Origin of the sequence: Cellulomonas flavigena DSM 20109, assembly GCF_000092865.1 — a bacterium.
Taxonomy (GTDB): Bacteria; Actinomycetota; Actinomycetes; order Actinomycetales; family Cellulomonadaceae; genus Cellulomonas; species Cellulomonas flavigena.
Genome location: NC_014151.1, coordinates 2,367,254 through 2,388,686 on the forward strand (window position 1 = coordinate 2,367,254; position 21,433 = coordinate 2,388,686).

Genomic DNA, 21,433 nt, shown 5'->3' on the forward strand with positions numbered 1-21,433 from the left:
CCGCGCGGCGCGGGGCGTGGCTAGTCTCGTGGCATGTCGACCAGTGACGCCCCGACGCCCCGCCGCGTGCGCGTGCACCACCTGCAGGCCGCCAAGGAGCGCGGCGAACGGCTGACCATGCTCACGGCGTACGACGCGGTGACGGCCCGCATCTTCGACGACGCGGGCGTGGACATGCTGCTCGTGGGCGACTCCATCGGGAACACCATGCACGGGTACCGCACGACGCTGCCCGTGACGCTCGACGAGATCGTCGTGGCCGCCCGCGCTGTCGCGGGCGCGGCGCGCCGCGCGTTCGTCGTCGCCGACCTGCCGTTCGGCACGTACGAGGCCGGGCCCGAGCAGGCGCTGGCGAGCGGCGTCCGCGTCATGAAGGAGACGGGTGTCTCCGCCGTGAAGCTCGAGGGCGGGCAGCGCTCGGTGCCGCAGATCCGCGCCCTCACGCAGGCCGGGATCCCGGTCGTCGCGCACCTCGGGTACACGCCGCAGTCCGAGAACGCGCTCGGCGGGCCGCGCGTGCAGGGCCGCGGCCATGCCGCGGAGCAGATCAGCGAGGACGCGCTCGCCGTGACCGAGGCCGGTGCCGTCGCGATCGTCCTGGAGATGGTGCCGGCACCCGTCGCTGCGCGGGTCACCGAGGTCGTGCGGGTGCCGACCATCGGCATCGGCGCCGGCGCGCAGTGCGACGGCCAGGTACTGGTGTGGGTCGACATGGCCGGCATGGGTGACTGGTCACCACGGTTCGCCAAGCGGTTCGGCGAGGTCGGGGCCGCGCTGAGCTCGGCCGCCAAGGACTACGTCGACGAGGTCCGCTCGGGCACCTTCCCCGAGTCGTCGCACACCTTCGACGCGTGAGGAACCGGTGCCCGACCGCCTCCGGCGGCCGGGCACCGGTTCCTCATCGGTCCTCGTCCTGCGCGTCCCACGCGTCGTTGCGGGCACGTGCCTTCTCGAGTGCGCGCTCGGCCTCCCCACGCGTGGCGTAGGGCCCCATGAGCTGCGACCAGTCGCTGCTGCGCCCCTCCTCCACCTGGTGGGTCCGGGTGTTGTAGAAGTACTCGGTCACCTCGGCTCCTCTCGTCCCGGCGGGCCGTACGGGCCCGCCGCTACGTAGACTGCCAGGCATGCCGCCGGTCCACTCGTCGCGCACCGCGCTCGTCCCCGGGCAGGTCAGCCCGCGGCGTCCGGTGCCCGCCCACATCGCCCGCCCCGAGTACGTCGACAAGCCGATGCCCGCGCCGTGGCGCGGCTCGGACGTGCTGACCGAGGACGAGATCGCCCGTGTCCGCGTCGCCGCGCGCCTCGCCGCGCAGGCCCTGCAGGAGGTCGGCCGGCACGTGGCGCCCGGCGTGACGACCGACGAGCTCGACGCGATCGGGCACGAGTTCCTGTGCGACCACGGCGCGTACCCCTCGACGCTGGGCTACCGCGGCTTCCCCAAGTCGCTGTGCACGTCGGTCAACGAGGTGATCTGCCACGGCATCCCCGACTCGACGGTGATCGAGGACGGCGACATCGTCAACATCGACGTCACCGCGTACGTCGGTGGCATGCACGGCGACAACAACGCCACGTTCCTCGCCGGCGACGTCGACGAGGAGTCGCGACTGCTCGTCGAGCGCACGCAGGAGGCACTGGAGCGCGCCATCACCGCGGTGCGACCGGGCCGTGAGATCAACGTCATCGGCCGCGTGATCGAGAAGTACGCGGCCCGCTTCGGCTACGGGGTGGTGCGCGACTTCACGGGCCACGGAGTCGGCCCGGCGTTCCACACGGGTCTGGTCGTGCCGCACTACGACGCGGCGCCCGAGCACGCGACCGTCATCGAGCCCGGCATGGTGTTCACGATCGAGCCGATGCTCGACCTGGGGACCCACGAGTGGGAGATGTGGGACGACGGGTGGACGGTCGTCACGGCCGACCGCAGCCGGTCGGCGCAGTTCGAGCACACGCTGCTCGTCACCGAGACAGGGGCGGAGGTGCTCACGCTGCCATGAGCAAGGACGCGAGGCACAGGAGCACGGAGGCCGGCACCGCGTTCGGCGTCGACATCGGCGGGTCCGGCATCAAGGGCGCTCCGGTCGACCTGGCGACCGGGGAGTTCGCGGGCGAGCGCGTGCGGATCCCCACGCCGCAGCCGGCCACGCCGGACGCGGTGGCGCGCACGGTCGCGCAGGTCGTCGACTCGTTCGACCTGCCGCGCGAGCTGCCGATCGGGGTGACGTTCCCCGCGGTGATCCGGCACGGCGTCGCACAGTCGGCAGCGAACGTCGACGACGCGTGGATCGGCACGGACGTCGCCGCGACGATCGGCGGGGCCACGGGCCGGCGCGTGGTGGCGGTCAACGACGCCGACGCCGCGGGGTACGCCGAGGTCGCGTACGGCGCCGCGAAGGACGTGCAGGGCGTGGTGCTCGTCGTGACCCTGGGCACGGGCATCGGGTCGGCGCTCGTCGTCGACGGGCAGCTCGTGCCCAACACCGAGCTGGGCCACCTGGAGATCGACGGGCACGACGCGGAGTCCCGCGCGTCCGACGCGGCCCGCGACCGCGAGGACCTGTCGTTCGAGCAGTGGGCGCAGCGCCTGCAGCGGTACTTCTCGGTCGTCGAGGACCTGTTCTGGCCCGACCTGATCGTCGTCGGCGGGGGCGTGAGCAAGAAGCACGCGCAGTTCCTGCCGCTGCTCGACCTGCGCACGCCCATCGTGCCCGCAGGGCTGCGCAACGCCGCCGGGATCGTCGGCGCCGCGCGCCTCGCGGCCGGCGGCAGCCGCTGACGTGCCCGGGTGGGGCGTGGCGCTCGCGGCGGTCGGCGCCGTCGCGCTCGTGGTCGTGCTGCTCGACCGCGCGGTCGCGCACGGCTGGTTCGACGGTGTGCGGCTGACGGTGAGGTCGGGCCGCGAGCCCGGCGAGGGCGCGGCGGGCGGCGGCTTCCTCGGGGAGCTCGTGGAGATCTTCCAGCCGAACCGCCAGCACCTCGTCGCCGAGGTCGAGCGGCAGCGGATGGACATCGTCCGCGAGGGTGACGCTGCTCCCCCGGGCCCGGACGAGCGCCCAGGACGTCACCCGCTCGCTCCCGGGGACAACAAACCTACGGTGCCGTAGGGTAAGCGCATCCGTACCACGAGCACCCGCTCCACCCCCACGGCTGGGAAGTCGTTCCGAGCCCTGGAGGTCATGTGGCTCTTGCACCCGTACCTGCACCCCCCGCCCCGACGCGTCCCCGTCAGGCGGCCGCTACCGGCAGCTATCACGAGCTGTCCGCCCAGGTGCGTGAGGCAGGTCTCCTCGACCGCACCCCCGGCTTCTACTTCTCGCTGCTCGCCGGGCTGACCGCGGTGCTCGCCGGCCTCGTGACGGCGTTCGTGCTGCTCGGCCACTCGTGGTGGCAGCTGCTCGTCGCCGCCGGCCTCGGCCTGGTGCTCACGCAGTTCGCGTTCGTCGCCCACGAGGCGTCGCACCGCCAGGTGCTGCTGACGGGCCCGGCCAACGACCGCCTCGGACGCGTGCTGGCCAACGGCGTCGTCGGCATCAGCCACTCCTGGTGGATGACCAAGCACACGCGGCACCACGCGAACCCCAACCGCGTCGGCAAGGACCCGGACATCGAGTGGGACACGATCTCCTTCCTCGAGGAGGACGCCGCGAAGCAGAAGGGCTTCCTGGCGGCGATCACGCGGCGCCAGGGCTGGCTGTTCTTCCCCCTGCTCGCCCTCGAGGGCCTCAACCTGCACGTCCTGGCGTTCAAGAGCCTGATCGCGTCCGCACCGTCGCGGGCCCGCACGCTCGAGCTCGTCATCCTCACGGCCCGCCTCGGCATCTACGTCGCCCTCGTGCTGTGGGCGCTGCCGCTCGGCATGGCCGCCGCGTTCCTCGCCGTGCAGCTCGCCGTCTTCGGCGTCTACATGGGCGCGTCGTTCGCACCCAACCACAAGGGCATGGCGATCATCCCGGCCGACAGCCGCCTCGACTTCCTGTCCAAGCAGGTCCTGACGTCGCGCAACATCGGCGGGGGCCGGTTCGTCACGCAGCTCATGGGTGGTCTGGACGCGCAGATCGAGCACCACCTGTTCCCGAGCATGCCGCGCCCGCACCTGGCGCGCGCCCGGCGCATGGTGCGCGAGCACTGCGCGCGGGTCGGCATGCCGTACACCGAGACGTCCCTGGTGCGGTCCTACGCGCTGGTGGTGCAGTACCTCAACCGCGTCGGCCTGGCCGCGCGCGACCCGTTCGACTGCCCCATGGTCCAGCGGTTCCGCCCGCGCTCGACGCGCTGACGCCGCACGCCGGCGCGCGGGTGGCAGGGTCGCCACCGCGCGCCGGCGCCGTCGCGCGTCACACCGTGGCACGCGCGACGAGCGCGGCCTTGTCGGGCTTGCCGCTCGGCGCCAGCGGGACCTCGTCGACGAGGGTCACGCTGCTGGGGACGGCGAGCGGCCCCAGCCGGTCCGCGACACGCGCGCACAGCGCCGCGGTGTCGGGCTCGGCCCCGTGCGCCGGCACGACGAACGCGTGCACGGCCTCCCCCGTGACGTCGTCCGGACGCGCGACCACGTAGGCCTCGGCCACCGCCGGGTCGTCCGCGAGCACGCGCTCCACGGGCCCGGCGTGCACGAGCTGCGCGTCGACGATGACGACGTCGCGCGCCCGGCCGCGCAGGTGCACGTACCCGCGGTCGTCGACGTCCCCGAGGTCCCGCGTGCGGACCCAGCCGTCGACGAACACCTCGGCCGTCTCCTGCGGGTCGCCCCAGTAGCCGGACGCCTGCGCGGGCGTGCGCACCCACAGCTCGCCGTCGCGCACCTGCACGTCCACGACGTCGGGCGCGCGGCCGACCGACGCCGTCACGGCGGGGTCGGCGAGCATCTCGTCGGGCGTGGCCATCGCGATCATGCCCGCCTCCGTCTGGCCGTAGCCGTGGAACACCACGGGACCCAGCACGTCGAGCGCCTCGGCGAGGCGCGCGGGCTCGAGCGGCGAGCCCGACACGAGCAGCGCGCGGAGCGTCGACAGGTCCGTCGGCCGCTCGAGCTGCGCACGCACGAGCTGGTGCAGGCGGCCGACCGTGATGACGCTGGCGCTCGCGCGGTGCCGGGTGATCGCCTCGGGGAACCCCGGCGGCCGGGCGGCGACCAGGACGCCGCCGGCCGCCAGGGTGAGCACGGCGTACTCGAGCACGACCTGGTGGCTGAGCGGCCCGACGACGAGGTAGCGCGCGAGCCGTGGCGCGAGCGCGGCGACCGCGGGCGGCCAGCGGTCCGGGGAGGGCGCCCAGGCCGCGGTCATCGCGGCGTACGTCTGGACGCAGCCCTTGGGCCGCCCGCTGGTGCCGCTGGTCCACGTGACGCGCGCGACGTCACCGGGGCGTCCCGCCGCGACGACGGGCCCGTCCGCGGGCGTGGCGAGCAGCTCGGCGAGGAACGCGTCGTCGACGACGAGGGCGACGTCCGCCCGGGCCAGCAGGTCGTCGCGCTGCGTGGGGGGCAGCGCGGGCGGCAGCCCGCAGACCCGCGCGCCGACCGCGAACGCCGCGAGGGTCGCGGCCAGCGCCTCGGCCGAGACGCCGAGGTCGAGCGCGACCCCCGTCCCGGGCCCGGCGCCCGCAGCCCGCAGTCCCGCGGCGATGCGTGCGACGGCGGCGCTCGCCTCGCCCGCGCGCACGACGCGGTCGCCGTCCTCGAACACCGGACGCTCCGGGTCGCGTGTGAGCAGGTCGAGCACGGGCTGGGGCCACACGACGTCACGCACCGACGGGCTCCGCGACGGGCGCGAGGTGCCGCGCGAGGAACGCGACGAGCGGGGCGACGTGCACGTCGGGCAGGTCCCACTCGTTCTCGAGGTTCTCGGCGAGGTGCAGCTCGTCGACGACGCGCGCCCCGCGGTGCAGCCGCACGACCGGGTGCAGGTAGGCGGCGTCGTGCGCCGCGCCCGGGTCGTTCTCGGGGATGCGCGGCGCACTGACGTCGAACGGGTCGACCTGGTCGTGGTCCGGGCCGTACTCGAGCGTCACGACGAATGCGTCGACGTCGCGCCCCGCGTCACCCAGCCCGCCGTCGTCGAGGTACGCCACGGGCACCTCCTCGAGGTACCGCGCCCCGCCCGGCCCGGCGACGACGACGTCTCCGAGCACGGCGAACTGCTGCCAGAGCCCGGACGACACGTTGATGCGGGCGACGATCGCCCCGGCGACCGCCTCGGGCGTCGCGGCCAGCTCGCGGGTCGGCCAGGGCTCGTCGTGGTAGCGCGCGCGCAGGATGCGGTGCAGGGCGCGCGCGCTGTACCGGAAGCCGTGGATGAACCCGTTCGTCGAACGCTTGAAGTCGCGCTGCTGGGTGAGCGTCCCCGCGACGTACAGCCCGGGGACGTCGACCGACTCGTACGCGGAGGTCAGGGCGAGGAACCTGTCGTGGATCGCGAGGCTGGGGCGGGCGGTGTCGTCGAAGACCGACGCGTCGCACCGGAAGCCCGTCGCGAGGATCACGCGGTCGTAGCGCAGCTCGCGCAGGCGCTCGTCGGTGCGCGCGTAGCGGAACAGCACGCGGTACCCGCCGTCGTCGCGCCGCTCGACGCGCACGACGTCGCCGTCGAGGACGGCGTTGCCGGACTTGAGCTGGTAGGTGTCGAGGAAGTTGTTGTTCACGGCGCGCAGGTGGCCGACGTAGTGCGTCTGCCACGCCAGCGTCACCGAGCGGGGCCCGGCGACGTGGATCACGGCAGCGGTCTCGAGCAGGGCGTCGGCGGTCTCGAACGCGGAGTTGCCCTTGCCGATGACGAGCACGCGCTGGTCGACGAAGTCCTGCGGGTCCACGGACACGGTCGGGTACTGCTCCGCGAGCTCGACGCCCTCGATGTCCGGCACGTACGGCAGCGGGACGCCCGTGGCGAGGACGACGCGCCGCGCGCGGAAGGTGTCCGCGCCGGCGCTCACGACGAACTCGCCCGCGTCGCGGGCCACGCGGGTCACGCGCGCGCCGTACCGCACGTGCACGCCGGTGCGGGCGGCGAAGACGCCGAGGTAGCTCACCATGTCGTCCGCGTGCGGGAAGTAGCGGGTCGACCAGTGCCGGAACAGCAGCGTGGGGTCGTCGCTCAGCAGTGAGTTCCAGTCGGCCCGCAGCCGGCGCTCGGGGTCCTCGCGGTCCGAGCCGACCTTGTTGATCGAGATGAGCTGCCGGTGCCGCGGGTACCGGGTGAACGACGTGCCGGGCGCGGGACCCGCCTCCAGCACGACGTGGTCCACACCGTCGCGCGCGAGGAACGACGCGAGCTGGAGACCTGCGGGGCCGGCACCGATGATCACGTAGTCGTGCGTCATGGCCGTGACGCTAGGTGACGCATCTCACACTGCTCTGAGATCGTCCTCCTAGCGTCGGCACCGTGACCGTCCGTGCCGCGCCGACGTACCGCGTCGACCTCGCCGCTCCCCTCCGCCCCCACCACCTGGTGGCGGCCGCGGGTCCGGTCGACGTCGTCGTACCGCCCGAGGCACGCGGGCGCACCGACGCGGCGCGGGCGTTCCTCGACGTCGCACTGCGGGACCGCGAGGTGTACGGCAGCACGACGGGCTTCGGTGCCCTCGTCGGGTTCGCCGGCCGCGCCGACGCACGCGACCAGGCCGACAACACGCTGGCCCACCTCGGCGCCGGGCAGGGACCGCCGCTCGACCCCGCCGTGGTGCGCGCGACGGCGCTCGTCCGACTGGGCTCGCTCGCGCAGGGCGTCTCGGGCGTCGCGCCGCACGTGCTCGACGCGCTCGCGGCGATGCTCGCCACGACGTTCGCACCCGTCGTGCCACGGTGGGGGTCGGTCGGGGCGAGCGGCGACCTGGTACCGCTCGCGGCGGTCGCCGGGGCCCTGCGCGGGCACGGCGCGGCCGACGTCGACGGGCGGCGGCTGCCGGCGCGCGAGGCCCTGCACGTCGCCGGGCTGGCACCCCTCGAGCTCGACGGCCGGGACGCGCTCGCGCTGGTCAACGGCACGTCGTTGACCACGGCCGCCCTCGCCCTGGCGCTGGACGGCGTCCGGCGGTCCCTCGACGCGCAGACCCGGCTGACGTGCCTGCTGCTCGACCTGCTGGGGTGCGACCCACAGCTCACGGACGCCGACCTGCTGGCCCGGTACGGCCACCGGGGCGCCGTGGTCGTCGGCACCCGGATGCGCGACCTGCTCGCCGGGGTCGTGCCTGCGGGCACCCGCCCGCTGCAGGAGCCCTACTCGCTGCGGTGCGCGCCGCAGCTCCTCGGGGCGGCCCACGACGCGCTGCGGTACGTCGACGAGGTCGTCACCGCCGACCTCGCGGGCGTCAGCGACAACCCCCTGCTGTTCCCGCAGGCCGACAAGGTCGTGCACGGCGGCAACTTCTTCGGTCAGCCCGCCGCGTTCGCCGCGGACCTGCTCGCGCTCGTGACCGCGCAGCTCGGCAACCTCGCCGAGCGCCAGCTCGACCTGCTCGTCGACCCCGCGCGCAACGGCGGCCTGCCGCCCATGCTCGCCGCCGGCCCGGGGCGGCAGCACGGCGTGCAGGGCGTCCAGCTCGCGTCCACTGCGCTGGTCGCCGAGCTCCGCCGCACGGCCACGCCCGCGAGCATGCAGTCCCTGCCGACCAACCTGCACACGCAGGACGTCGTGCCGTTCGGCACGCCGGCGGCGCTGCGCTCGCTCGACGGCGCGGGGGTCCTCCACCTGCTCGTCGGGTCGCTCGCGCTGGGCCTGCGGCAGGCCGCGCACGTCGGCGCCCGCCGGCCCACGGCACCCCCGTCCGCCGCACTCCTCGACGCCCTGGCCACCGCCGTCCGACCCGTCGACCCCGACCGCCCGCTCGAGCAGGACGTGCGCCGCGCGGCGCACGTCCTGCTGCGCACCGAACCGGAGGACCTCCCGTGACCCTCGACCACCTCGTCATCGGGGCCGGCCCGGCCGGGCTGCAGCTCGGCGCACTGTTGGAGGCCGACGGCCGCCGCGACTACCTCGTCGTCGACCGCGCCGACTCCCCCGGCTCCTTCTTCGCGCGCTACCCGCGGCACCGGCGCCTGATCTCGATCAACAAGCCCCGCACCGGCAGCGACGATCCCGAGGTCAACCTGCGGCACGACTGGAACTCGCTGCTGAGCGACGACCCCGACCTGCGGTTCACGCGCTACACCGACCGGTACTTCCCCGACGCCGACGTCATGGTGCAGTACCTGGCCGACTTCGCCGAGCGGTCCAAGGTGCGGGTCCGGTACGGCGCGCCGGTCACGCGGGTGTCGCGCCGCACCGACGACGCGTTCGAGGTGCAGGTCGGCTCCGACACGCTGACCGCGCGCACGGTCGTCGTCGCCACCGGTGTCAGCCTGCCGCACCGGCCCGCGATCCCGGGGTTCGAGCTCGCCGAGGGGTACGACGTGATGTCCGTCGACCCCGCCGACTACCTCGACCAGCGCGTGCTGGTCGTCGGCAAGGGCAACTCCGCGTTCGAGACGGCCGACGCCCTCATGGAGACCACGACCGCGATCCACGTCGCCGGGCCCGAACCGGTGCACCTCGCGTGGCGCACGCACTACGTGGGGCACCTGCGCGCGGTGAACAACAACTTCCTCGACACCTACCAGCTCAAGTCCGGCAACGCGGTGCTCGACGGCCGGGTCGAGCGCATCGAGCGCGACGGTGACCGCCTGGCGGTCACGTTCTGGTTCACGCGTGCCGACGAGACGCGGGTGCTGCACTACGACCGGGTGCTCGCGTGCACCGGGTTCGCGTTCGACGCCTCGGTGTTCGACGAGACCTGCCGGCCCGCGCTGACCATCGGCGGGCGGTTCCCCGAGCAGACCGACGAGTGGGAGTCCGTCGACCAGCCCGGGCTGTTCTTCGCCGGGACCCTCACGCAGCAGCGCGACTTCCGGCGCTCGACCAACGGGTTCGTGCACGGCTTCCGGTACGGCGCGCGCGCCCTGCACCGGATCCTCGAGCGGCGTGCCGGCGAGCCGTGGCCCAGCACGCCGCTGGACCCGGCACCCGAGGCCGTCGCGGCGGCGGTGGTCGCGCGCGTCAACCGCACGTCGGCGCTGTGGCAGCAGTTCGGCGTCCTCGCGGACGTCGTCACCGTCACCGGCGACGTCGCGCGGTACCACGAGGAGGTGCCCGTGGAGTACCACCGCCGCGTCGGCCTGGCGCCGCTCGGGCACGACGACGACGCGTTCGTCGTCACGCTCGAGTACGGGCCGGACCACGACAAGGTCGACCCGTTCGACGTCACGCAGCACCGGGTCATGCAGGACGCGCCCGGGCAGGCGCACGACGCGGCGTACCTGCACCCGGTCGTGCGGCACCACCGGCACGGCGAGCACCTCGCGACGCACCATCTCGCGGAGAACCTCGAGAACCGCTGGGACCGGCCCGACGTGCACGTCGGGCCGCTCGTGGACTTCGTCGCCCGCGCGCTCGCGGGGCGCTGACGTGTCCCGCGCACGGGAGGCCGAGCGGCGGGCGCGCGACGTGCTCGACCCGGTGCACTTCGACTTCCTCGCCGGCGGCGCGGGCGCCGAACGGACGCTCGCCGACAACGAGGCGGCGTTCGCGCGCCGCCGTCTGCTGCCGCGCGTGCTGCGCGGCGCGGGGGCGCCCGACCTGTCGACGACGCTGCTGGGCGCCGAGCTCGCGGCACCGGTCGTGGTCGCGCCGACCGCGTTCCACCGCCTGGCGCACCCCGACGGCGAGGTGGCCACGGCCGTCGGTGTCGCCGCCGCGGGCGGCCTGATGACGCTGAGCATGATGGCCACGGTCGCGGTCGAGCACGTGGCCGACGTCGGCGTGCCGCTGTGGTTCGGGCTGTACCTGCAGCCCGACCGCGGGTTCACCGCCGCGGTCGTCGCGCGGGCGCAGGACGCGGGCTGCCGCGCGCTCGTCGTGACGGCCGACTCCCCCGTCCGCGGGCGCCACACGCGTGACCTCGCGCACGGCTTCCGCGCCCTCCCCGAGGGGATGGTCTGCGAGAACATGCGCGACGCGGACTGGCGCGTGCGCGACCTCGTCGTCGACGCCGACCTCACCTGGGACGACGTAGCGTGGTTGCGCGCGACGACGTCGCTGCCCGTGCTCGTCAAGGGCGTGCTGCACCCCGCCGACGCACGGCTCGCCGTCGGGCACGGCGTCGACGGGGTCATCGTGTCCAACCACGGCGGTCGGCAGCTCGACGGCGCCGTGAGCACGCTCGACGCGCTGCCGGGCGTGGTCGACGCGGTCGCCGGGCGCGTGCCGGTGCTGCTCGACGGCGGCGTGCGCAGCGGCACCGACGCGCTCGTCGCGCTCGCCCTGGGCGCCGACGCCGTGATGGTCGGGCGGCCCGTGCTGTGGGGCCTGGCCCTGGGCGGCGCCGCGGGCGTCCGGGCCGTGCTGGGCGACCTCGCCGACGAGCTCGCGCACGCGCTCACGCTCGTCGGCGCGCGCCGTCCCGGCGATCTCACCCCGGACCTGGTGGTGACTCCGTGAGCGGGGCCGTGCTCGCGGTCGCGGCCGGGGCCCTCGTGGCCGCCGCGGTGTGGACGCTGCCGCGCTGGCTGCCGCCCACGGTCGTGCGGCTGCGCGAACGGGTGTTCGCCGCCGTCAACGGCACCGAGGGCGTCTCCGTCCCCGGGCCGCTGGTCGGTGCCGAGCACTTCGAGGACGTCTACGCGCACCCCGCGGCCGACGGCCGCAGCGCCGGGGCCGGGCTGTCCGACCTGTTCTGGTACTGGCTCGCACCGGGCGCGCACATGCACCAGGAGCACCTCGAGCCCGGTGAGCGCTACCGGACCGTGGCCCGCACCACACGCCAGGTGCTGGCCGTGCGGCACGCGCGCAGCGACGAGCTCGCCACCGCGGCGGTCCGCCGGGCGCTCGACGCTCTGCCGGCCGACCGCCCCAGCCACGTGCGCCTGCGCGACCTGCTCATGCCGGTGTGGGCCGAGGTCTACCACGAGCTGGTGTTCGACGAGCCGTGCCCGCCCGCGGCCCGTGCCCTGGTCGTGGGCAACGCCGACGACGTCGTCACCGCCCTGAAGTGCACGGGGCTGCGGCACATGGACCGCCGCGCGCGTCTCACGCGCTACCTGCGCGCACGCGTCGAGGACGGCACGTGCCCCGTCGTGCTGCCGCCGCCCTTCACCGCCCAGGAGACGGCCTGGTACCTGCAGGGCGCGTTCTTCAACACCGCCGTCGTGCAGATGTCCGAGGCGGCCGCGCACGTGCTGCTGTGCGCCGGCGCGTACCCTCCCGCCCGGTCGCTGGTCGACGACGACGACGCGCTCGACCGGGTCGTCGACGAGACGCTGCGCGTGCACCCGCTGTTCGGCGTCGCGCACCGGATCACGTCGGCCCCCATCGAGGTCGGGGACGTCACGCTGCCCTCCGGGTCGGTGCTGCTGTTCAACTACCTCGCGTACCAGCGCACCGGTGCGGCGGGCGACGACGTGTTCGACCCCGAGCGCTGGCGGACGCTGCGTCACCACGACGCGCACTTCGTGCCGTTCGGGGTCACGGCCAACCGGGCGTGCCCCGCCCGCGGGTCGGCCCCGGTGATGCTGCGCGCGGTGCTGCGCGAGGTCCTGCGCCGGTACGACGTGACGCCGACCGGCGCGCACACGCGCTCGATGCCCAACCGTGGGCCGGCGTTCCTCACGCCCGTCGGCGCACCCTCGCCGTCCCGCGCGCGCGTGGCCGCCCTGCGCCTGGGCGACCGGTGGTCGGACGTCGGCCGCTCCCTCACCCAGCTCGCCCTCGGCACCGTCATGGTGCTCGAGGCCCGCCGCCTCAAGCCGTGCAGCACCTACTTCTCGGAGGCCCGCGCATGAGTCCTGTCGAGCTCGCACCGCGCTTCTTCCTCGCGGTCGTCGTCATCCTGCTGGTCTGCCGTGGCGTGTCGTGGCTGCTGGGACGCGTCGGGCAGCCCCCGGTCGTCGGCGAGATGGTCGCCGGCGTGCTCCTGGGGCCCTCGCTGCTCGGGCTCGTCCTGCCGTCCTGGCAGGAGTCGCTGTTCCCGTCCGATCTGCGGCCCGTCCTGTTCGTCGTCGGGCAGATCGGCCTGGTGCTGCTGATGTTCCACGCCGGGTACGCGTTCACGGCGCGGTCGGACGGCCTGGCGGGCACCGCTGCGGTCGTGTCGCTCGCGGGTGTCACGGGGCCGCTCGTCCTGGGCGTGGGGCTCGTGCTCGTCGCCGCCGGCCACGTGCCCCTCGCACCGCCGGGCGTGCCCGTCGGCGTCGTCGCCGCCTTCGTGGGCGTCGCGCTGGCCATCACCGCGTTCCCCATGCTCGCGCGGATCATCACGGAGCGCGGCCAGGCCGGCACCCGGCACGGCGCGATCGCGCTCGCGAGCGGCGCCGTCGACGACGTCGTCGCGTGGGTGCTGCTCGCGGTCGTGCTGGCGGTGGCGTCCGGCAGCGCGGGCCCGGCGCTCGTGACGGTGGTCGGGGCACTGGTGTTCGTCGCGCTGATCCGGTTCGTGGCGCGCCCCGGGGTGGCGCGGCTCATGGCCTCGGCGCGCGCCGACGACCACAGCCGCCTGCTCGGCACGGTCGCGATCCTCTTCGCCGCCGCGTGGTTCACCGACGAGATCGGGCTGTACGCCGTGTTCGGCGCGTTCGCGCTCGGGCTCGCGGTACCGCGCGTGCCGGCCGCCGACCGGGTCGTCGGCTCGCTCACCCCCGTCACGGGGGTGCTGGTGCCGATGTTCTTCACGTACTCGGGCCTGAACACGCAGTTCGGGCTCTTCACCGACCCGGCCGTGCTGGTGTTCGCCGCCGCGGCGGTGCTGCTCGCGATCGCGGGGAAGTTCGGCGCGTGCTGGGTCGCCGCGCGGCGCCGGGGCGAGCCGCAGGGTGTCGCGCTGCGCGTCGCCTCCCTGATGAACGCCCGCGGGCTCATGCAGCTCATCGCCCTCAACATCGGGCTCGAGGCCGGTCTGGTCGGGCCGTCCCTGTTCACCGTCCTCGTCCTCGTCGCGCTCGTCACCACCGTCATGACGAGCCCGCTGCTGTCCTGGGTCGAGCGCCGGCACCCGCTGCCGGACCGCGCCGACGACGACGCCGCCCGGATCCCGTCCGAACCGGTTCGAGCGACATCGTGACCGCGAAGGTGTTACTCAAGTCACACCAGGTGTGCCACAGTCAGGACATGCCTGGACGACCGCACCGGCTCCTCGTGGTCGAGGACGACCGTGAGCTCAACGACACGCTCACCGAGGTCCTCACCGACGAGGGATACGTCGTCGACCAGGCCCGCGACGGCCAGCGCGGCCTCCACCTGGGCCTGACCCGTCCGTACGACGTGCTCGTGGTCGACCGGCGCCTGCCCGCCGTCGACGGGCTCGACATGCTCGTGCGGCTGCGCTCGCGCGCCGTCAGTGCCCGTGCACTGGTGCTCACGGCCCTCGGCACCGTCGCCGACCGTGTCGCCGGTCTCGACGCCGGGGCCGACGACTACCTCGCCAAGCCGTTCGAGCTCGACGAGCTCAGCGCGCGCATCCGGGCCCTGTGCCGCCGCGTCGACGAGGCTGACACGCACCTCACGCTCGGGGACGACTGCATGCTCGACCTCGTCACACGCGAGGTCGTGCAGTCCGACGGGTCGCGCGTCGAGCTGTCGGCGCGCGAGCACGCCCTCCTGCGCGCGCTCGCCGAGAACCCGCGCGCCGTGCACACACGGCGTGAGCTGCGCCGCACCGTCTTCGCCGACACCGAGGCCGCGTCGATCGTCGACACGTACGTGTACTACCTGCGGCGCAAGCTCGGGCGCGAGGCGGTCGCGACCGTGCACGGCACCGGGTACCGGCTGGGCTCGCTGTGAACCCCACGCCCGAGGAGCGGGTGGTCCGCCGCGCACGGCTGCGCATCGGGTCGCTCGTCGGCCTCGTCATCGCGGCCCTCCTCGGGCTCGCGGGCGCGATCTCGTACGGTCTGCTGCTGCACAGCCAGGAGCGGCAGATCGCGGGCGAGCTCGCCTGGGGCGTCGAGCACGGCACGATCGCGGGGCCGCCGGCGTGCAGCTGGATCTTCACCTCCGACGGGACCTCGGTCGACACGGGCGTCACCGTGCCGCCCGACGGTTTCCCCCTCCGCGACGCGATCACGCAGGTCGCGGCCACGGGTGTCCCTCAGGAGACGACGGTCGCGCAGGACGGCACGGTCTACCACGTCCGCACCGCCGTGCGCGGCGACGAGGTCGTGCAGGCCGTGTTCGACGCGCGCTTCCAGCTCGCCGACCGCCGGCACCTGCTCGTCGCGTTCGGCGTCGCCGCCGGCGCCGGCCTGCTCGCCGCGGTGGTCAGCGGCGTCGTCGTCGGCCGCCGCGCGGTCGCGCCGCTCGCCGAGGCGCTGCAGCGGCAGCGGCGGTTCGTCGCCGACGCGAGCCACGAGCTGCGGACCCCCATCGCCCAGGTCCACGCCCGCGCCCAGCTCCTGCGCCGACGCGCCCGCGGCACCGAGGACCACGCGCAGGCCCGCGACCTCGACCGCCTCGTGGAGACCACCCGCCGGCTCGGCGAGATCGTCGACGAGCTGCTGCTGTCCGCACGCATGGCCGCGGCACCGGGCACCGCCGCCGAGCGGCCCGACAGCACCGACGTCGATGTCGCCGCGCTCGTCGAGAACGCCGTCGCGGTGGACGCCGCGCGCGCCGCCGCCCAGGGCGTGCGGGTGACCGCGCTCGCCGACGAGGGGCTGCCGCGTGTGCGGGGCGTCGAGTCGGCGCTGCGGCGCGTGGTCGCCGAGCTGCTGTCCAACGCCCTGTCGCACACACCCAGCGGTGGCCACGTCGCCGTGAGCGCGAGCGCCACCGACCAGGGCCGTGCCGTCGAGGTCGTCGTGACCGACACCGGGATCGGCTTCGACCCGGCGGACGCGGACCGCATCTTCGACCGCTTCCACCGCGGCGAGGGCGACGACCGACGGCGCTTCGGCCTCGGCCTGGCACTGCTGCGCGAGGTCGTGACGAGCCACGGCGGCACGCTGCGCGTCGTCAGCAGCCCGGGCGAGGGCGCGACGTTCGCGGTGCGGCTGCCGGGCGCCCGGGCGCAGGCGCCAGCATCTGAACGCGATGCATGCCACCCAATCGCGAGCGTGAGCGCGGGACGCTGACATAGTCGCGCACCCAGAGACGCCCCGCGCCGGGGCGGCTGGCTCTGCCATGAGCCACGATGGGGTGAAAAAGGTGCGCATACCGTACACACCGTGCAAGATGGAGGCACGCATCCGGGTGGGTTCCGGGTGGGATCGGAGGAGTGCGCCCACGATCAGAGCTAGGCTCATGACGCTCCTCGAAAGGAGGACAACACATGCCTGTCACCACCTGGACCGAGGCACACGCGGAAACGACGCGAATGTCGATGCATGAGCTGGTGCGTCGACTAAATGCACTGCTTGGCCCGACGCTTGTCTCGACACTGGCGGGCGCGAAGGATACCAAGGCAGCCACTCGCTGGGCGAAACCTGACAGCGGTCAGATCGGCCCACGGTTCGAACAGAACCTGCGCTTTGGCTACACGGTTCAGCAGCAAATCGTGTCGGCAGAGAACGAGCACGTGGCGCGGTCCTGGTTTCTAGCATCCAACCCCCTGTTGGATTTCGACACGCCAATACAGGCAGTTCGCGAAGGGCGCCACCGAGAAGTCGTGCGCGCCGCGAATGCTGTCATCACCGACGATTGGGCCGGATGATGGAACATTCGGGGCGTTTGACATGCCAGCAGACCGGGCTGTCGCTCGTGCGCTCCAACGGCCCCTGCGCGTACCGCATCGCGGTCACGTCGCGGGGGCCATTGCACGTCTTCGAACGGAGCGTGACGCCATCTGGCTGGGTGGAGTACAACCCGCAGGGAGATGACGTGGTTGTGCCCTGGGGTGAGAATCCTGCTTGGTCGCGCTGGGATACGCCGGGGCGGACGCTCTACGCGGCTGCAAATCGTGAAGCCGCGTTTGCTGAGGTTCTTCAACACCACCGGCAATCTATTGATCATGCTCATATTGCTGAAATGTCGAGCAACTTCCCCGGAGTCGAGGGCCAGCAGTACCTCAATGCAGTCGAGGAAGAACTCGAGGCAATCTGCAGTATGAAAATCGGTTGCGTGCCTAGCTCTTGGCGTGACGCGCGGCTCATCTACTCCTTGAAGCTTCCTGGCAACGGATGGTGGGTCGATGTCGAGCACCCGGACACGCTTGCGGTCCTCAACGACGCCGTGAAGTTGAGGCTTGCGCAGGTCGGCATATCCCAGCCGATTGATCGCGGACTCGTTCTCGGAGGAGCGAGGCGGGCAACTGCCACGATTGCGCTTTACTTGCGGGAACTCGTCTTGTTCGACGGTTCGCTCCCGCTCGGCGTCCAGTGGGAGTCCAAACTAGGTTACGGGACGAACTGGGCCGTCTGGCTGCGCAAAGTCGACGATGGCGTCGCCGAGGACGCATCCGGCGACGGTGTTGTGTGCCTCGACTCCGGCAATGAATTCAGGCAGGACGATCCAGAACTCTTGCGTGTCGCCAAGCATTTCAACGTGCGCATTTTCTAGTTGGCGCACACCGCTTGCCGGCCATAGGCGCAAGAGGCAGCGTCCATATTGCCCCAGACCTTCTGCTTTGAAACCAAGATGCCGACGCCACGGCGCTTTCGGCGGGATCAGGGTCTCTTGGTTGCCGCTGCCATCCGAACCGCCGCAATTGCTCGCTGCGCGGTTGAGTTCGCATCGGATGCCCACTCGCTTCTTATGAAAGCGGATGAGCCAGCCGGTACGCCGGGTTCTGTCCCCGTGCGCGGTTGCCCGGCGCACGGGTGGCGACCATCCATCTACGACGTACGTTGCCGCACGCCTCCAGCGGCCTACCCGGGAGCTCGGGCGGGCAACCCTCGAACGCTCCCTGTCTGGCCTTGCTCCGGGTGGGGTTTACCTAGCCGCACCGGTCACCCGGTGCGCTGGTGGTCTCTTGCACCACCGTTTCACCCTTACCCCGCCGGCCCGGCGGACCGGTCCGACGTGGCGGTCTGTTCTCTGTGGCACTGTCCCGCGGGTCACCCCGGGTGGGCGTTACCCACCACCCTGCCCTACGGAGCCCGGACGTTCCTCGGCAGGACCCGGAGGTCCCGACGCGGCCGCCTGGCTGACTCATCCGCGGCGTCAGCCTAGCGTCCTCACGCGTGGCCGAGCGACCCCCCGTCAGCGCACGAGGCGGACCTCCGCGATGCCCGACCCCTCGTCGACGTGGCGTGCGCCGTCCGCGACGAAGCCGTTGCGCTCGTAGAACCGCCGGGCGCGGGGGTTCACCTCGGCGACCCACAGCTGTGCGGGCGCCCCCGGCGGGACGACCGCGTCGAGGAGCGCCTGGCCGACGCCCGTGCCGTGGTGGGACGCCAGCACGTAGAGCATGAACAGGTGACGCTCGCGCACCGGCGCGTGCGGGCCGACCGTGATCGCGTCACCCGCGAGCGCGAGCCCGACGACGCGCCCGTCGGCCTCGACGACCGTCGCCGGCACGCCGGACTCCAGGCCCCGGCGCCAGCGCTCGGTGCGACGCTCGAGCGTGTCCGTCTCCCAGTGCGAGCCGGGCAGGAGGTCGGAGTACGTCTCCACCCACGACCCGTGGTGCACGGCCGCGATCGCCTCGGCATCCGGGTGGACAGCAGGGCGGACGACGACCTGGGGTCGCGGGGCGCGCGTCATGCGGCCATCGTGCCGGGTCAGACGTCGACGCGGTAGGACAGTGTCAGCTCGTCGCCCGCGACCCCGCGGATCCCCCAGTGCGTCGGCGGGCTCTCGAGGACCACGACCTCGAGCTCGTCCGCGGCAAGCCCCAGCGCGGGTGCGACGTCGTCGAAGAACGCCGCGATCAGTGCCCGGACGGCCGCGGAGCTGCGGCCGGTGAAGCACACGACCTCCACCACGAGGTACTCCGGCGAGCGCGGTGCGACGAGGTCCTCGTCGTCGAGCAGGAGGAACCGGTGGAACCGCTTGTCCGCCGGCAGCCCCCACGCAGCGACGAGCGCGGCGTGCACCGCGTCGGACACCTCCGTGCGTCGCGTCGCCCAGACCGAGCGCCGTCCGTAGACCTTGACCTGTGCCACGTCCCACACCCTCCGTGCCGCCGCACCCCGGACCTCGCACCGTACCGCGGTGCGGTGGGCGTGCTGCTGCGGGCGGGCTCTCGGCGCACGCCGTGTCGGCCTGGTCGTCGACACGGCGTGCGCCGTCTGCTGTGCCTCTCGGCGCAGCCCGCGCCGAGCTGAGGAGCGCGGTCGTGCCCTCAGCCGGCGGGTCGCAGCACGTACGGCTGAGGTGTGCCCCAGATCGTCCCGAGCCGGACGCCCGTCGTGCGGTTCGCGGCTTCGATGATCTTGTTGTCCCCCACGTAGATCGCGACGTGGGAGATCTGGCCACCGCTCGCCCACGCGACGATGTCCCCGGGGCGCGCCTGGCTGCGCGGCACCCTGGGCAGCCCTGCGTACTGCCCGGCGGAGGTGCGAGGGATCGCCACGCCGGCGGCCGCCCACGCCTTCAGCGTCAGGCCCGAGCAGTCGTACGCGTTCGGCCCCGTTGCGCCCCACACGTACGGCTTGCCGATCTGCTGCGTCGCGAAGGCCACCGCGACCTCTCCGGGCGTGGCGCGGGGCACGGTCGGCGGCTGGTAGCCGGGGTACGTGTACGACTGCCACGTCCACCGCGACGCCGCGTCGTACATGACCAGGTTGCCGTCGTCCTGCACCTGGAGGAACCCCGCCCCGCGTCCCGCTGTCCCGGACTGCCACGTCCACCGTCCCGCGGCGTCGTAGAGCACCAGGTTGCCGTCGGTCTGGACCGCGAGCCGAGTCGCGCCCGTGCCGCTCGTGCCGGACTGCCACATCCACCCGGTGGGCCCGTACAGCACGAAGTTGCCGTCGGACTGCATCACCGCCTCGTACGCCCCGTTCGGCGACTGGAGTCGTTGACCCGCCGGCAGCGTCTGGCCCGTGGTGATCCGGGACGGGTGGTACGTCGTGCCCGACTGCCACACGGCTCTCGGCTGCGCGGTGTAGACGACCACGTTGCCGTCGTCCTGCACCTGGACGAAGGAGCCGCCCGACCCGGGCGTCTGCGAGTTCCACAGCGCGCGGTTGTCGGCCGAGTACAGCACGAGGTTGCCGTCCGACTGCATCGTGAGCCAGGCGCCCGCGTTCCCGTCGGTGTGGGTGTGCCATCGAGGGTTCCCGCCCGGGGCGTACAGCACCAGGTTGCCGTCGTGCTGCATCTCGAGCCGGAGGTTGCCGCCAGGCGAGGCCAGCCACTGACCGGCCGACAGACGCTCGCCCACGCGGAGCCGGCTCGTCCCGGCCTCGGCTCCCGCCGCCGGTGCGAGTCCGACGACGAGCCCCGCACCGAGCACCACGACCACCAACGCCGACAAGGCTCGACGAACCCTTGACGCGCGGACGCGCGTGAACCATCGCATCATTGCCCCCCACCGTGATCGGTACGTCAGCACGACTGCTGACGCCGAACATCCAAGCAGTCGGCCAGAGCCGACGTGCCGACTCCCGCGACGATCTTTTTCAACGTTCTCCGTCCGTCGACGCGGCCCTGCGTGCAGGTGCGGAGGAGCCGCCCGTCCGACGTGCTCGCGGAGCACGCCGTACCCTCGTGCGGTGCTCGTGCTGCTACCGCCCTCCGAGGGCAAGACGCCCGCACCCGCGACCGCTCCCCCGCTCGACCTGGCCGCGCTGTCGCACGCCGGTCTGACGCCGGTCCGGGAGAAGGTCCTCGACGCGCTGGTCGCCGCGAGCGCACGCCCCGACGCGTGCGACGTGCTCGGCGTCTCGCGCGGGCTCGCCGACGAGGTCGCGCGCAACGTCGGTCTGCGCACCGCGCCCGCCGCGCGTGCGTCGACGGTCTACACGGGCGTGCTGTACGGCGCGGCGGGTCTCGACACGCTGACGCCGGCCGCGCGCGCCCGGGCGGTCGCGAGCGTGCGGGTCGTCTCGGCGCTGTGGGGCGTGCTGGGGGTCGACGACGCCGTGCCCGCCTACCGCCTGTCGATGGGCACCCACCTGCCCGGCATCGGACCACTCGCCGCCGCGTGGCGCGGGCCGCTGGGCGTCGAGCTCGCGGCCGACGCGGACGGGCGCCTGGTCGTCGACTGCCGGTCGGCGACCTACCGGGCCGCGTGGGCGCCCCCGGCCGCTGCCGACTGGGTGGACGTGCGCGTGCTGCGCGAGGTCGACGGCCGCCGCTCGGTGGTGTCGCACCACGCCAAGCACGCACGCGGCGTCCTCACGCGGCACCTCGTGACGCGGCGGGGCCGTGAGCCGCACGACGCGGACGAGCTCGCGCACGCCGCGAGCGCCCTGGTGGGCGAGTCGCTGCTCGCGGTGGAGCTGGCTCCGGCCCCCCGTCGCGGCCCCCGCACCCTCTCCCTCGTCGTCGCCTGACCGGTCCCACGCGCGTGAGCGTGGAGCGACCAGGACGCC

Annotated in this window: 21 protein-coding genes and 1 other RNA gene; 15 read left to right on the forward strand and 7 right to left on the reverse strand. The window is 73.5% G+C overall.

All coding sequences use genetic code 11. The features are described 5' to 3' along the window. Nucleotides 1–33: 33 nt before the first annotated feature. On the forward strand, nucleotides 34–855 hold the full coding sequence (gene panB, locus CFLA_RS10735; protein ID WP_013117349.1) for a 3-methyl-2-oxobutanoate hydroxymethyltransferase: 822 nt from the start codon (nucleotides 34–36) through the stop codon (nucleotides 853–855). Between the two features lie 43 nt (nucleotides 856–898). Here the strand turns inward: panB and CFLA_RS20040 are convergent, their stop codons facing one another. Then, complete coding sequence (locus CFLA_RS20040; RefSeq protein WP_013117350.1) at nucleotides 899–1,066, reverse strand: hypothetical protein; 168 nt, start codon at nucleotides 1,064–1,066, stop codon at nucleotides 899–901. Nucleotides 1,067–1,124: 58 nt separating this feature from the next. Here CFLA_RS20040 and map point away from each other — a divergent pair, with 58 nt between their 5' ends. From map to CFLA_RS10755, 4 genes are all read left to right on the forward strand, one after another. Further along, complete coding sequence (gene map / locus CFLA_RS10740) at nucleotides 1,125–1,997, forward strand: type I methionyl aminopeptidase (RefSeq protein ID WP_013117351.1); 873 nt, start codon at nucleotides 1,125–1,127, stop codon at nucleotides 1,995–1,997. Next, a complete protein-coding gene (gene ppgK, locus CFLA_RS10745; RefSeq protein ID WP_013117352.1) occupies nucleotides 1,994–2,776 on the forward strand; it encodes a polyphosphate--glucose phosphotransferase in 783 nt (260 codons plus the stop codon). Before map ends, ppgK begins: the two co-directional genes overlap by 4 nt. A gap of 1 nt (nucleotide 2,777) precedes the next feature. Continuing rightward, entirely contained in the window at nucleotides 2,778–3,104 is a 327-nt protein-coding gene (locus tag CFLA_RS10750; protein ID WP_013117353.1) for a DUF6191 domain-containing protein, read from the forward strand. Nucleotides 3,105–3,178: 74 nt separating this feature from the next. Further along, nucleotides 3,179–4,276 carry a fatty acid desaturase family protein gene (locus CFLA_RS10755; RefSeq protein WP_013117354.1) on the forward strand — a complete coding sequence of 366 codons (1,098 nt, stop codon included), beginning with the start codon at nucleotides 3,179–3,181 and terminating at the stop codon, nucleotides 4,274–4,276. Between the two features lie 58 nt (nucleotides 4,277–4,334). Here CFLA_RS10755 and CFLA_RS10760 read toward each other — a convergent pair whose 3' ends face one another. Together CFLA_RS10760 and CFLA_RS10765 are read right to left on the reverse strand one after the other, a co-directional pair. Continuing rightward, a complete protein-coding gene (locus CFLA_RS10760) occupies nucleotides 4,335–5,747 on the reverse strand; it encodes a class I adenylate-forming enzyme family protein (protein WP_013117355.1) in 1,413 nt (470 codons plus the stop codon). Then, on the reverse strand, nucleotides 5,740–7,314 hold the full coding sequence (locus CFLA_RS10765) for an NAD(P)-binding domain-containing protein (RefSeq protein ID WP_013117356.1): 1,575 nt from the start codon (nucleotides 7,312–7,314) through the stop codon (nucleotides 5,740–5,742). The genes CFLA_RS10760 and CFLA_RS10765 overlap by 8 nt, the downstream gene beginning before the upstream one ends. A 62-nt stretch (nucleotides 7,315–7,376) precedes the next feature. Between CFLA_RS10765 and CFLA_RS10770 the strand changes: the two genes are divergently transcribed. From CFLA_RS10770 to CFLA_RS19535, 9 genes are all read left to right on the forward strand, one after another. Next, nucleotides 7,377–8,882, forward strand: a complete 1,506-nt coding sequence (locus CFLA_RS10770; protein WP_013117357.1) for an aromatic amino acid ammonia-lyase — start codon at nucleotides 7,377–7,379, stop codon at nucleotides 8,880–8,882. Further along, on the forward strand, nucleotides 8,879–10,432 hold the full coding sequence (locus CFLA_RS10775) for an NAD(P)-binding domain-containing protein (RefSeq protein ID WP_013117358.1): 1,554 nt from the start codon (nucleotides 8,879–8,881) through the stop codon (nucleotides 10,430–10,432). Before CFLA_RS10770 ends, CFLA_RS10775 begins: the two co-directional genes overlap by 4 nt. Nucleotide 10,433: 1 nt before the next feature. Next, nucleotides 10,434–11,465, forward strand: coding sequence for an alpha-hydroxy acid oxidase (locus CFLA_RS10780; RefSeq protein ID WP_013117359.1), 1,032 nt, complete (start codon nucleotides 10,434–10,436; stop codon nucleotides 11,463–11,465). Next, nucleotides 11,462–12,805 (forward strand): cytochrome P450, encoded by a 1,344-nt coding sequence (locus CFLA_RS10785; protein ID WP_013117360.1) that lies wholly within the window; start codon nucleotides 11,462–11,464, stop codon nucleotides 12,803–12,805. Before CFLA_RS10780 ends, CFLA_RS10785 begins: the two co-directional genes overlap by 4 nt. Further along, complete coding sequence (locus CFLA_RS10790; RefSeq protein WP_013117361.1) at nucleotides 12,802–14,079, forward strand: cation:proton antiporter; 1,278 nt, start codon at nucleotides 12,802–12,804, stop codon at nucleotides 14,077–14,079. The genes CFLA_RS10785 and CFLA_RS10790 overlap by 4 nt, the downstream gene beginning before the upstream one ends. A 47-nt stretch (nucleotides 14,080–14,126) precedes the next feature. Next, complete coding sequence (locus CFLA_RS10795) at nucleotides 14,127–14,798, forward strand: response regulator transcription factor (protein ID WP_013117362.1); 672 nt, start codon at nucleotides 14,127–14,129, stop codon at nucleotides 14,796–14,798. After that, nucleotides 14,795–16,087 (forward strand): sensor histidine kinase, encoded by a 1,293-nt coding sequence (locus CFLA_RS10800; RefSeq protein ID WP_013117363.1) that lies wholly within the window; start codon nucleotides 14,795–14,797, stop codon nucleotides 16,085–16,087. Before CFLA_RS10795 ends, CFLA_RS10800 begins: the two co-directional genes overlap by 4 nt. A gap of 197 nt (nucleotides 16,088–16,284) precedes the next feature. Beyond that, on the forward strand, nucleotides 16,285–16,665 hold the full coding sequence (locus CFLA_RS19530; RefSeq protein ID WP_013117364.1) for a hypothetical protein: 381 nt from the start codon (nucleotides 16,285–16,287) through the stop codon (nucleotides 16,663–16,665). After that, nucleotides 16,662–17,510, forward strand: coding sequence for an RES domain-containing protein (locus tag CFLA_RS19535; protein ID WP_081449686.1), 849 nt, complete (start codon nucleotides 16,662–16,664; stop codon nucleotides 17,508–17,510). The genes CFLA_RS19530 and CFLA_RS19535 overlap by 4 nt, the downstream gene beginning before the upstream one ends. A 202-nt stretch (nucleotides 17,511–17,712) precedes the next feature. Here the strand turns inward: CFLA_RS19535 and rnpB are convergent. The 4 genes from rnpB to CFLA_RS19045 form a co-directional block, all read right to left on the reverse strand. Continuing rightward, nucleotides 17,713–18,104, reverse strand: an RNA gene (gene rnpB, locus CFLA_RS19330) — RNase P RNA component class A. A gap of 48 nt (nucleotides 18,105–18,152) precedes the next feature. Continuing rightward, nucleotides 18,153–18,656: a GNAT family N-acetyltransferase gene (locus tag CFLA_RS10810; protein ID WP_013117366.1), complete on the reverse strand. Its 504-nt coding sequence runs from the start codon at nucleotides 18,654–18,656 to the stop codon at nucleotides 18,153–18,155. A gap of 17 nt (nucleotides 18,657–18,673) precedes the next feature. Next, complete coding sequence (locus CFLA_RS10815; RefSeq protein ID WP_013117367.1) at nucleotides 18,674–19,057, reverse strand: tautomerase family protein; 384 nt, start codon at nucleotides 19,055–19,057, stop codon at nucleotides 18,674–18,676. Nucleotides 19,058–19,236: 179 nt separating this feature from the next. Continuing rightward, nucleotides 19,237–20,361 carry an NlpC/P60 family protein gene (locus tag CFLA_RS19045; RefSeq protein WP_013117368.1) on the reverse strand — a complete coding sequence of 375 codons (1,125 nt, stop codon included), beginning with the start codon at nucleotides 20,359–20,361 and terminating at the stop codon, nucleotides 19,237–19,239. A gap of 250 nt (nucleotides 20,362–20,611) precedes the next feature. Between CFLA_RS19045 and CFLA_RS10825 the strand changes: the two genes are divergently transcribed. Beyond that, nucleotides 20,612–21,394 carry a YaaA family protein gene (locus tag CFLA_RS10825; RefSeq protein WP_013117369.1) on the forward strand — a complete coding sequence of 261 codons (783 nt, stop codon included), beginning with the start codon at nucleotides 20,612–20,614 and terminating at the stop codon, nucleotides 21,392–21,394. Nucleotides 21,395–21,433: the final 39 nt, after the last annotated feature.